This window comes from Micrococcus sp. 140720015-1 (genome assembly GCF_053627595.1).
Window position 1 is genome coordinate 544,538 of the sequence record NZ_JBSEYC010000001.1, and the last position, 11,122, is coordinate 555,659.

At 72.9% G+C, this 11,122-nt stretch carries 10 protein-coding genes; 6 read left to right on the top strand and 4 right to left on the bottom strand.

Annotation, left to right across the window (positions count from 1 at the left end):
- Position 1: 1 nt before the first annotated feature.
- Positions 2-949: a DUF808 domain-containing protein gene (locus ACUXPL_RS02575; protein WP_454181719.1), complete on the bottom strand. Its 948-nt coding sequence runs from the start codon at positions 947-949 to the stop codon at positions 2-4.
- A gap of 146 nt (positions 950-1,095) precedes the next feature.
- A complete protein-coding gene (locus ACUXPL_RS02580) occupies positions 1,096-1,614 on the bottom strand; it encodes a ferritin (protein WP_251649966.1) in 519 nt (172 codons plus the stop codon).
- 130 nt (positions 1,615-1,744) lie between these two features.
- Between ACUXPL_RS02580 and ACUXPL_RS02585 the strand changes: the two genes are divergently transcribed.
- Positions 1,745-2,284 (top strand): PACE efflux transporter, encoded by a 540-nt coding sequence (locus ACUXPL_RS02585; protein WP_454181722.1) that lies wholly within the window; start codon positions 1,745-1,747, stop codon positions 2,282-2,284.
- 24 nt (positions 2,285-2,308) lie between these two features.
- Here the strand turns inward: ACUXPL_RS02585 and ACUXPL_RS02590 are convergent, their stop codons facing one another.
- Positions 2,309-3,211, bottom strand: coding sequence for a patatin-like phospholipase family protein (locus ACUXPL_RS02590; RefSeq protein WP_180535876.1), 903 nt, complete (start codon positions 3,209-3,211; stop codon positions 2,309-2,311).
- Positions 3,212-3,292: 81 nt separating this feature from the next.
- Between ACUXPL_RS02590 and tpx the strand changes: the two genes are divergently transcribed.
- Complete coding sequence (gene tpx, locus ACUXPL_RS02595) at positions 3,293-3,793, top strand: thiol peroxidase (RefSeq protein ID WP_454181724.1); 501 nt, start codon at positions 3,293-3,295, stop codon at positions 3,791-3,793.
- A 2-nt stretch (positions 3,794-3,795) separates the two neighbouring features.
- On the top strand, positions 3,796-4,977 hold the full coding sequence (locus tag ACUXPL_RS02600; RefSeq protein WP_454181726.1) for a S1C family serine protease: 1,182 nt from the start codon (positions 3,796-3,798) through the stop codon (positions 4,975-4,977).
- 13 nt (positions 4,978-4,990) lie between these two features.
- Here ACUXPL_RS02600 and zupT read toward each other — a convergent pair whose 3' ends face one another.
- Positions 4,991-5,779, bottom strand: a complete 789-nt coding sequence (zupT, locus tag ACUXPL_RS02605) for a zinc transporter ZupT (RefSeq protein WP_454181728.1) — start codon at positions 5,777-5,779, stop codon at positions 4,991-4,993.
- A 65-nt stretch (positions 5,780-5,844) separates the two neighbouring features.
- On the opposite strand from zupT, the gene ACUXPL_RS02610 reads away from it, so the two are divergent.
- From ACUXPL_RS02610 to ACUXPL_RS02620, 3 genes are all read left to right on the top strand, one after another.
- The gene (locus ACUXPL_RS02610) at positions 5,845-7,323 is read left to right on the top strand and encodes a phytoene desaturase family protein (RefSeq protein ID WP_454181730.1); all 1,479 of its coding nucleotides are present in this window, start codon (positions 5,845-5,847) and stop codon (positions 7,321-7,323) included.
- A gap of 251 nt (positions 7,324-7,574) precedes the next feature.
- A complete protein-coding gene (locus tag ACUXPL_RS02615) occupies positions 7,575-9,434 on the top strand; it encodes an ABC transporter family substrate-binding protein (protein WP_454181732.1) in 1,860 nt (619 codons plus the stop codon).
- A gap of 162 nt (positions 9,435-9,596) precedes the next feature.
- Positions 9,597-11,117: an ABC transporter permease gene (locus ACUXPL_RS02620; protein ID WP_454181734.1), complete on the top strand. Its 1,521-nt coding sequence runs from the start codon at positions 9,597-9,599 to the stop codon at positions 11,115-11,117.
- Positions 11,118-11,122 lie beyond the last annotated feature (5 nt).

Below are 11,122 nucleotides of genomic sequence, written 5' to 3' on the forward strand. Positions count from 1 at the left end.
ATCAGTGGGCGGGCGCGGCCTTCTTCCCGCGCAGGCGTCCGACGAGCAGGACCACCCCGAGCGCGACCGAGCCCCAGAGCAGGCCCCACACGGCCGACGTCGCGGTCTCCGTGAGCCAGCCGAGGAACGTGCCGGCGGCGTGCGTGACGGGCTCGACGATCCCGTGCTGCACGGCGTAGGGCCACGGCACGCCCAGCGCGTCCAGCTCCACGAGGGCGATGTGGCCGCCCACCCAGAGCATCGCCACGGTGCCGATGACCGTCACCACGCGGAGCACGTGCGGCATGGCCTTGACCAGCCCTGCGCCGAACGAGCGGCCGCCGGAGGTCGACGCGTTCTGGTGCAGGTGCAGGCCGACGTCGTCCATCTTCACGATCAGCCCCACCACCCCGTACACGCCCACGGTGATGAGGACGGCCACCACCGCCAGGATCGCCGCCTTCATCCAGAAGCCCAGGTCGGCCACCTCGTTCATGGAGATGACCATGATCTCCAGGGACAGGATGAAGTCCGTGGTGATGGCCCCGCGCACCACGGTGTCCTCGGCCTCCGGACCCCGCTCGACGGCGGGCTCCGCGTCGTCGGCATGCCCGTGGCCGGTGAGTTTGCCCCACACCTTGTGCGCGCCCTCGTAGGACAGGTAGGTGCCGCCGGCCAGCAGCAGCCACGGCAGGATCCAGGGGGCGAGCCAGTCGAGCAGCAGCAGCGCGGGCAGGATGAACACGAGCTTGTTGCGCAGGGAGCCCTTGGTGATCCGCCAGATCATCGGCAGCTCGCGGGCCGCGGCCGCGCCGGCCATGTACTGCGGGGTCACTGCGGCGTCGTCGACCACCACGCCCGCCGCCTTGGCCGCGGCGCGTCCCGCTCCGGCGGCCACGTCGTCCACGCTCGCGGCGGCGAGGCGGGCGAGGGCGGCGATGTCGTCGAGCAGGGCTACGAGTCCGACCATGGTTCCTCCTGGGGTGGGGCCGACGGGCGCGCCGGTGCGCGGGCAGGGCGCAGGTCGAGCATAGCGGCGAGGACGGATACGGCACCGGCCCGGTCCCGTGGGGGACCGGGCCGGTGCGTGCGCGGCCGACGAGGCCGCCGGTGGGCTCAGGCGTCGTTCTCGGTGGTCTCCACGGGACGGGAGCCGAGGCGGCCGTCGATGCGGAGCAGGCCCGAGCCGTCGTCGCCGACGAGCTCGAGCTGGCCCACGATCTCGGAGACGGTGGCCTCCTCCTCGATCTGCTCGTCCAGGAACCAGTTCAGCAGCGGGCGCGAGTTGAGGTCGCCCGCGGACTCGGTGGCCCGGTACAGCTCGCGGATCGCCTCGGAGACCTTCTGCTCGTGCGCGAGCGCGGCCCGGAAAATCTCCAGGGCCGACATGCCGGCCTGCACGGGCGGGGCCGGGATGGCGCCGATCGTCGGGAAGCTGTCCCGGTCGGCGACGTGGTCGATGAACTTGTTCGCGTGGACGATCTCCTCGTCCGCCTGGTGCCGCAGCCACGCGGCCATCCCGGACAGGTCCAGGTCGTCGGCGGCGATCGCGAGCTGGCGGTAGACCATGGACGCCTCGAACTCGAGGGTGATCTGGTCGTTGAACTTCTGCAGCAGGTCTTCGGTGAGCTTCATGCCTCGAACTCTAGGCAGGCGGCCGGGGCGCGGTGAAGGCGCGCCCGCCCCGTGGGCGGGGCGCGACGACGGCGGGCGGCCGGTTCCGCCGGATTCGGCGCCCCGCGGCCCCGGCCCTAGGCTGGGCGCCGTGTCCGAGACCCACCGCGCCCGCCCGGGCGTCGACCCCGCGTCGACGCCGCCCTCCGACGTGCCGCGGGGCCCGGGGGGCCGGGACGCGCTCGTGCGCCGCCGCGTGTTCCGTACGCCCCTGGTGCGCCGCGTGGTCTACGCGGTGGTCTTCGAGCTGCTCGCCATCCTCTTCACCACCGTGATCCTGGCGGCGCTCGGCAACGGCGGCGGGCCCTCGCTCGCCGTGGCGGTGGTGTCCTCGACCGTGGCCCTGCTGTGGAACATCGTGTTCAACTCGGTGTTCGAGACCCTCGAACGCCGCCTCGGGATCACGGGCCGGCCCTGGTGGGTGCGCGTGGCCCACGCCGTCGGCTTCGAGGGCGGGCTGATCGTGTTCCTGGTGCCCGCGGTGGCGCTGATCCTCGGCATCGGGCTGGGGGAGGCGTTCCTCATCGAGGCCGGCCTGCTCGTGTTCTTCCTCGTCTACGCCGCGGTGTACGCCTACGCGTTCGACTCGGTGTTCGGCCTGCCGGACTCGGCCGCCCGCGCCGAGGCCTGACCCGTCGCTCGGGGCAGGCGCGGCTCAGCGGGACGCCGGCAGCCCCAGGAACGCGCGGATCGCGGGCATCTCGCGGCGCACCTGGCCCAGGCCGAGCTCGTGGGCGGCGGCCAGCTTGGCCACGGACCGCTCGCCGTTGGAGATGGGCATGGTCTCGGGCACGAACAGATAGGCCCGTCCCTGCCGCTCCATCTCGAACAGGCGCTCGCGGGTCGCGTTGTACCGGCGCCAGCGCGTGAGGAGGGCGTCCGCGACGGCGGGGTAGCGCCGGAAGGTGCGCTGGTAGAACGAGGGGAACCGCTCGGGCCGCTTCACGTACCCGCGCTCCCGGGTCAGGACCACGAGGACCTTCTCGAACCCCGCGTCCTCCGCCGCGGTCAGCGGGATCCCGCCGTCCGCGCCGAGGGCGCCGTCCACGAACACGGTGCCCTCGGCGTGCACCGGGGGCATGAGGACCGGCATCGTGGACGACGCGCGGACGCGGACCATCAGGTCGGTCAGGGTGGTCAGGTCGGAGCGGTCCCACCAGCGGGTCTCGCCGCTCGCGGCGTCGAACCCGCCCAGCACGAGCCGGGCGGGGTTCGCGCGGAACGTGGCGAAGTCGTAGGGCAGGTCCGCCTCGGGCAGGCCGGCGTGCTCGTAGATGTACTCGGCGTTGAACAGGCCCTTGCCGCGCAGGAAGCTCAGCCAGTTGCCGAACCGAGGATCGTCGGCGAAGTCCACGAACGAGCGCCGCGCACGGGCCGGGTCGCGGGACAGGTAGTTCACGGCGTTGGACGAGCCTGCCGAGATGCCGGCCACGAAGTCCACGTGGATCCGCTCGCGCAGCAGCTCCGCCACCACGGCCGAGGTGAGCGCGGCGCGCATCCCCCCGCCCTCGAACAGCAGCGCCGTGTCGGTGACGTTGGACGTCATGGGCTCGGTCATGGTCGGTCCCTCCGTGTTCGCCGTCCGCCGAGCCGGGCGCGGAGTGCTCCCGTCCGGCCGCGCCCATCCTAGGCTGTCCCCATGGCGACGACCCACATGAGGAGCACCCCCGTCCACACCGTCGGCGAGCTGCCCCAGGTGGGCGCCCCCGCCCCCGACTTCACCCTCACCGGGGCGGACCTGTCCCCGGTGACCCTGCAGGAGCTGCGCGGCCGCCGCGTGATCCTGAACATCTTCCCGTCCCTGGACACCGGCGTGTGCGCCGCCTCCGTCCGCGAGTTCGACTCCCGCGTCGCGGACCTCGGGGACACCACCGTCGTGGCCGTGTCCGCGGACCTGCCGTTCGCCGCCGCGCGCTTCTGCTCGGTCGAGGGCATCGACCACGTCCGCAGCGGCTCCGTGTTCCGCTCGTCCTTCGGCGACGACTACGGCGTGCGCATGACCGACGGTCCGCTCGAGGGCCTGCTGGCCCGCGCCGTCGTCGTGGTCGATGCCGACGGCGTGGTCCGTCATGCCCAGCTCGTCCCCGAGATCTCCGCGGAGCCGGACTACGAGGCCGCCCTGGCGGCCGCCCGGGGCTGAGCGTGACGCCGCCGGGCTGGCCGCCGCGCGCACGACGCTCGCCCCTGGCGTTCGTCATCGCGCTGTTCGGCGTGCTCGGCGCGCTGGTCCTGGCCGGGGGCCTCACCGCGCTCCTCGCCGGCCGGATGGTCGACGTCGCCGCGGACTCCGCCCCGACCGTGCCCGCCGCCGAGGCCCCCGCCCGGGAGGCGGGCGAGCTCGCGACGGGCCTGACCCACATCCACGACGGCGTGGCGGTGGACTGGTCCGCATCGGCCCACGAGGGATCGTCCCTGGACCCGGGCCAGCCGGTCGCGGACGCGCCGGGCATCCTCCTCGTGGAGACCGCCCTCGGCGCCCGCACCGGCACGGGGACGGGCATGGTGCTCTCCCCGGACGGGCTGGCGGTGACCAACTACCACGTGGTCGAGGACTCCTCGGAGGTGCACGTGGTGGTCGCGGACACCGGCGCGCGGCACACGGCCACGGTGCTCGGGCGCGACGCCGAGCACGACATCGCGGTGCTCGACGTCGAGGGCGTCTCAGACCTGCCGGTGGCCAGCGTCTCGCTGGACCCGGTGCGCCGCGGGGAGACGGTGGCCGCCGTCGGCAACGGCAGGGGCCAGGGCCACCTGACGGCCGTGCGCGGCACCGTGCTCGGCACGGACCGCTCGATCATGGCCGCGGCCGAGGGAACCGATCAGTACGCGCGCCTGTCCGGCCTGATCCAGACGGACGCGGACGTCGTGCCCGGCTACTCCGGCGGCCCGGTGGTGGACGACGCCGGCCAGGTGGTCGGCGTGACCGTGGCGGCCAGCGACGGGACCACCGCAGACGAGGTGGACGGCTTCGCGATCCCGCTGGAGGTGGCCTTCGACGTGGTGGACCAGGTCCTCTCGGGTGAGGAGACGGACACCGTGAGCATCGGCGCGGACGGCGCCCTGGGCATCATGGTCGGCGCGGATCCCGATGTCGGCGTCGTGGTCATGCAGGTGGACGCGGGCTCGGCGGCCGAGCAGATCGGCCTGGTCGAGGGCGATGTCATCCTCGAGATCGAGGGGCGGCCCGTCGGCGACAATGCCTCCCGGATGTCCCGCCTGGTCAACGACCACAACGTGGGGGACCGGATCACCGTCCAGTGGCGCACCGCCGACGGCGAGGTGCGCGAGGCCGAGGCGGTCCTGCAGCCGGCCCTCGTGAACTGACCGGCCCCGGCGCTCAGGAGAGCAGGTCCAGCGAGAGGGCCATCGCGGCCACGCCCAGCAGCACGCCGCCCAGCACCGCGGCGCGGCCCCCGGCCGCTCGGGCGGCGGGCAGCAGTGCGTCGAGGCTCACGGTCACCATCACGCCCGCCACGGCCGCGAAGACGGCGGCCACGAGCGCGGGCGTGAGGAACGGGGCCAGCAGCAGCCAGCCGATCAGCGCGCCCAGCGGCTCCGCGATCCCCGTGAACGCGGCCCACGCGAAGGCCTTGCGCCGCGACCCGGTGGCCTGCCGCACGGGCACGGCCACGGCCACGCCCTCGGGCACGTTGTGCACGGCCATCGCGACGGCCAGCGCGAGACCCACCGACGGATCCTGCAGGGTGCCGGCGAAGGTGACGAAGCCCTCCGGCAGATTGTGCAGGCCGATCGCCAGGGCCGTCACCGTGCCCAGACGCAGCATCCGCCGCCGGTCCAGGCCGGCCGGGTCGTCGACGTCGCCCGGCACCTCCGAGACGGGGTCGGGGACGGCGCGCTCGAGCAGCACGTAGGCGCCTGCGCCGAGGGTCAGGGCGGCCACCGCGACGGCGGTCGCCGCGGGGCCGACCGCCCCGCCCAGCCCCTCGACGGCGGCCGGCAGCATCTCCAGGAAGGAGACGGTGAGCATGACGCCCGCGGCGAGGCCGAGGGCGGCCCCCAGCCCGCGGCCCGAGGGCTCGCGTCCGACGATCGCCAGGACGCCGCCCAGCACCGTGGCCAGCCCGGCGAACGACGTGAGAGCGAGCGCGGTCCAGAACGGGTCCACGGGGGAGGACCTCCTGACGGGTGGCGGACGGGGTGCGACCATCCTAGGGACCACAGGAGGAGACCATGACCGACACCGCCGCCGGCCCCGGATTCACGCTGCCCCGGGGCGTCGAGCCGGGCCGCGCCGTCGTCGTGGGCGCCGGCCCCAACGGCCTGACCGCCGCCGCCCTGCTGGCCCGCGAGGGCTGGGAGGTGGACGTGTTCGAGCGGGCCCCGGTGCCCGGCGGTGCGTGCGCGTCCGCGCCGGTGCTGGGGGAGGGGACCGTGGTGGACCTCGGGGCGGCGGGCCATCCGTTCGGCGTCGCCAGCCCCGTGTTCCGGGAGCTGGGGCTGACGGACCACGGGCTCGCCTGGCTGCACCCGGCCGTGCCGATGGGACATCCGCTGCCGGACGGGCCGGCCGCCCTCCTGCACCGGGACCTCGAGGCCACCGCCGCGGGTCTCGGCGTCGACGCGCGGGCCTGGCGGGCCGTGCACGGGGCCCTGGTCGCGCACGTCGACGAGATCTTGGCGGGCGCGCTCGGCCCGGTGCTGCGACCCCCGCCCCATCCGGTGGCGATGGCCCGGTTCGGCCTGCGCGCCCCGTGGCCGGCCGATCTGCTGGGCCGGGCGATGTTCCGCACCGAGGCCGCCCGCGCCCTGTTCACGGGCTCGGCCGCCCACGCGATCCTGCCCTCGAGCCGGCCCCTGACGGCGGCGTTCGGTGCGCTCTTCGGCGCGCTCGGGATGAGCTCGGGCTGGCCGGTGGCGCGCGGCGGGTCGGGGGCGATCGTCGACGCGCTCGTGGCGGTGCTGCGGGCGCGCGGCGGGCGGCTGCACCTGGGTCACGAGGTCACGGACCTGCGCGCGCTGCCCGCCGCGGACGCCGTCGTGCTGGACCTGACCCCGCGCCAGGTGCTGCGCCTGGCCGGCACGGGCCTGCCGCCGCGATACGCCGCGGCCCTGCGCCGGTGGCGCCCCGGGCCGTCCGTGTCCAAGGTCGACTTCCTCCTCGACGGGCCGATCCCGTGGCGCGACGCCCGGCTCGCGGGCGCGGGGACGGTGCACCTGGGCGGGACCGCCGCCGAGATCCGGCGGGCCGAGGACGACGTCGCGGCCGGCCGGATGCCGGCGCGGCCCTTCGTCATGCTCTGTCAGCAGCAGGCGGCGGACCCCTCACGGGCCACCGGGCCCGCCCGGGGGCACACGGTCGTCTGGTCCTACGCCCATGTGCCCCACGGCCACCCCGGTGACGTCCGTCCGCTGATCGAGGCGGAGGTGGAGCGGCACGCACCCGGCTTCCGGGACCGGATCGAGGCCGCGGTCGCGATGCGCCCGGCCGAGCTGGAGGCGTGGAACCCGAACCTCGTGGGCGGCGACATCGCGGGGGGATCGCTCGCGGGAGCACGCGCGCTCCTGCGCCCCACCGCGTCGCCCCGCCCGCACCGGGCGGGCCGGGCCGGGCTGTATCTGGCCGTCGCGTCCACCCCGCCGGGCGCCGGCGTCCATGGCATGGGCGGGGCGTGGGCCGTGCGGACGCTGCTGTTGGACCGTCGTCGCTGACCGCGCCGGCGCCCGGGTGCAGCGGCGCCGGGCCGGGGCCTGCCGGGGTGTCGGCGACCGCTGCGCGACACGGCTGAGACTGATCCAGATCCGGACTTTCGCGAATCGGAATGTGCCCGCTACAGTGTGGTCCATCTCACGGAACGTCCCGTCTCGGCGGAACGGCCCGGGGGTCGTCTCGCACCACCAGGTCCCCACAGGGATGCGGGCGCGCGACGTCCTTGCACCTCTCATGAACGGAAGCACCTTCCATGAAGTACACGAAGCTCTCCGCTGCCGCGGCCCTGGCCGCCGGCTCGGCCCTCATCCTCTCCGCGTGCGCCCCGGGCGGCGGCAACGCAGGCGACTCCAGCAGCAACGGCTCCGGCGCCAGCCAGGGCGGCGACTCGGGCGCCGGCAACGTCATCGAAGGGGACAAGGGCCAGAAGCTCACCGCCGAGGCCTCCGGGCCGGAGCTGGCCGACCTGGGCGACGTCGAGACCCAGGACGGCTCCATCGCCTACTCGGTGGGCGCCGATGACTTCCTGTCCTACAACGGCCTGCAGTCGAACACGTACACCACGTACAACTCGGCCGTCGTGGACCGCATGTTCTCGTCCTTCTGGTACTTCGGCACCGACGGCTCGATCATCCCGAACAAGGACTTCGGCACGTACGAGAAGACCTCGGACGACCCGCTGACCGTGAAGTACACCATCAGCGACGACGCCAAGTGGTCCGACGGCACCCCCGTCACCGCCGGCGACTTCATCGTCCACTGGGCCGCGAACAACGACACGGTCAAGGCGGAGGGTTCCGAGACCCCGCTGTTCGACTCGATCTCCTTCGAGCAGGGCAAGTACATCCCGGAGGCGCCCGAGGGCGAGGCCGACGGCAAGGAGTTCACCGTCACCTACCCGGAGCCCTACGCGGACTGGGAGATCCTCATCAGCACCGCGCTGCCGGCGCACATCGTCGCCAAGGAGGCGGGCATGAGCTTCGAGGAGCTCGTCACCGCCGCGAAGGAGAAGGACGTCGAGGCGCTCACCCCGGCGGCCGAGTTCTGGAACGACGGCTGGGACTTCAGCCCCGGCGAGCTGCCGGACGCCTCGCTGGTGCCCTCCATGGGCCCCTACAAGTTCAAGGACGGCGGCTGGCAGGCCGGCCAGTCCATCACCCTCGAGGCCAACCCCGAGTACTGGGGCACTCCGGCGGCCACCAAGGAGCTCGTCCTCCGCTTCGCCGACCCGAAGACCCACGTGCAGGCCCTGCAGAACGGCGACCTCGACGTCATCGAGCCGCAGGCCACCGTGGACACCCTCCAGCAGCTGGAGGGCCTCGGCGACTCCGTCAACGTCCAGACTGGTGACCAGCTGACCTGGGAGCACGTGGACTACAACCGCGGCGAGGGCTCGGTCTTCGCGGACTCCCCGGAGCTGCGCGAGGCCTTCGCCCTCTGCCTGCCGCGCCAGCAGATCGTGGACAACCTGATCAAGCCGATCTACGCGGATGCCCAGGTCATGAACCTGCGCGAGGTGTTCCCCTTCCAGGACAAGTACCAGGAGGTCGTGGACGCGGCCTACCCGAAGGAGCTGGACCAGCCGAACATCGAGAAGGCCAAGGAGCTCGTCGAGAAGTCGGGCGTCTCCAAGCCCACGGTCCGCCTCGGCTACCAGGCCGGCAACCAGCGTCGCACCGAGACCGTCGCGCTCATCAAGAGCTCCTGCGACCAGGCCGGCTTCGACGTGCAGGACGCCAACTCGCCGGTGTTCTTCAAGGAGGTCATGCCGGCCGGTGACTACGACGCCGCCCTCTACGCCTGGGCCGGCTCGGGCCAGAAGGCCTCCGGCGCGAACATCTACCAGTCGGACGGCGCCCAGAACCAGCAGAGCTACAACAACCCCGAGGTGGACGCGGCCTGGGACAAGCTCGCCACCTCGCTGGACGAGAACGAGCAGCTCGAGCAGGTCAAGACCATCGAGAAGCTGCTGTGGGAGGACTTCCAGGCCATCCCGCTGTACGCTCACCCGGGTCTGGTCGGCCACAAGGCCGACGTCGCCAACGTGCGCGACACCGCCGCCCAGTCGGGTGCGCTGTGGAACGTGGAGCAGTGGGTCCGCGTCCAGGAGTGACACCCCGCTGACCTCTGACCCGGCGGTCCGCCTCCCGCGGACCGCCGGCGTCGGGATCGAGGACAGAGCCCGGCCGGGCACCGGCCGGGCTCTGGCCGTGAACCGCGGCGAACCCGCACCCCTCCCTTTCCCTTGCACTCGCACGGAAGGTCACCCCCTGTTGTGCTGAAATTCATCCTCAAGCGCCTCGGCAGCTCCCTCCTGGTGCTGTTCGGCGCGTCGATCCTGCTCTTCTTCCTCGTGGCCCACTCGGGTGACCCCCTCCAGGACCTGCGAGAGTCCCAGAACCCCAACCGCGAGACCCTCATCGCCGCCCGCACCGAATTCATGGGGCTGGACCAGCCCTGGTACGCCCGGTACTGGGACTGGCTCCAGGGCATCGGCGGCTGCGTCACCGGTCAGTGCGACCTCGGCCTCAGCCGGAACGGTCAGTCCGTCGGTGACCTGCTGAGCAACGCCGCGGCCTCCACGCTGCGCCTCGTCGTGCTCGCGACCGTCCTGGCGATCATCATCGGCATCGCGATCGGCATCGTCACCGCGATCCGCCAGTACTCCGGCCTCGACTACGTGGTCACGTTCCTGATCTTCCTCTTCTTCTCGCTGCCCGTATTCTGGGCGGCCGTGCTCCTGAAGGAGTACATGGGGATCCGGTTCAACGACTGGATCCGCAGCCCCGAGCTGAACTGGCCCCTCCTCATCGGGGTCGCGGTCCTCGCGGGCCTGGTCCTGCAGGCCGTCATGGCGGGCGACCTCAGGCGGCGCGCCTTCACGTTCGTCGCCACCGCCGCGTTCATCCTGCTCGCCGGCTGGGTGCTGTTCGCCGTCGACTTCTGGCGGAATCCGCAGATGGGCCCGGTCGTGCAGCTGGTCATCGGCCTGGCCGCCGCCGTCGGCGCCACCGCGGTGATCTCCGGGCTGCGCAACCGGTCGGTGCTCAAGGCCGCCCTGGTCACGGCCGCGATCGGCCTCGTCGCCTACTACGCCACCTACGGCCTGCTGTGGCGGACGCCGTCCGGGCTGCTACTGGCCGGCCTCGGCGTCATCCTCGTGCTCGTGGCCATCCTGGTGGGCCGCCTGCTCGGCGGCTTCTCCAAGGGCTCCGCCGTGTCCGCCTCGCTGGTGACCGCCCTGATCATGGGCGTGGCGATCGTGGCGGAACACCTGATGAACTACTGGCCGACCTTCCTGAAGGTCAAGCCGCGCCCGATCTCCACGATCGGCTCGGGCACCCCGAACCTGGACGCCCACTTCTGGGTGGTGTTCCTGGACCGCGGTGCGCAGCTGCTGCTGCCCACCATCCTGCTGACCATCATCTCGGTGGCCACGTACTCGCGGTACACGCGCTCCTCCATGCTCGAGGTCTCGCGCCAGGACTACATCCGCACCGCGCGCGCCAAGGGCCTGCCGGAGCGCCAGGTGATCCTGAAGCACGCGTTCCGCAACTCCCTGATCCCCATCACCACGATCATGGCCTTCGACTTCGCCGGCCTGATCGGCGGCGCCGTGATCACGGAGCAGGTGTTCGGCTGGAAGGGGATGGGCGAGCTGTTCGCCACCGGCCTGCGCGACGTGGACCCCATGCCCGTGATGGCGTTCTTCCTCGTGACGGGCACCGCCGCCGTGCTGATGAACCTCGTGGCGGACGTGCTCTACGCCGTCCTCGACCCCCGGATTCGAGTGTGAGCCAG

Excerpts from the sequence above, each read along its gene's own strand:
- ACUXPL_RS02580 (WP_251649966.1), bottom strand. The coding sequence starts at position 1,614 with ATGAAGCTCACCGAAGACCTGCTGCAGAAGTTCAACGACCAGATCACC.
- ACUXPL_RS02615 (WP_454181732.1), top strand. The coding sequence starts at position 7,575 with ATGAAGTACACGAAGCTCTCCGCTGCCGCGGCCCTGGCCGCCGGCTCG.
- ACUXPL_RS02610 (WP_454181730.1), top strand. The coding sequence starts at position 5,845 with ATGACCGACACCGCCGCCGGCCCCGGATTCACGCTGCCCCGGGGCGTC.
- ACUXPL_RS02575 (WP_454181719.1), bottom strand. The coding sequence starts at position 949 with ATGGTCGGACTCGTAGCCCTGCTCGACGACATCGCCGCCCTCGCCCGC.
- tpx (WP_454181724.1), top strand. The coding sequence starts at position 3,293 with ATGGCGACGACCCACATGAGGAGCACCCCCGTCCACACCGTCGGCGAG.
- ACUXPL_RS02590 (WP_180535876.1), bottom strand. The coding sequence starts at position 3,211 with ATGACCGAGCCCATGACGTCCAACGTCACCGACACGGCGCTGCTGTTC.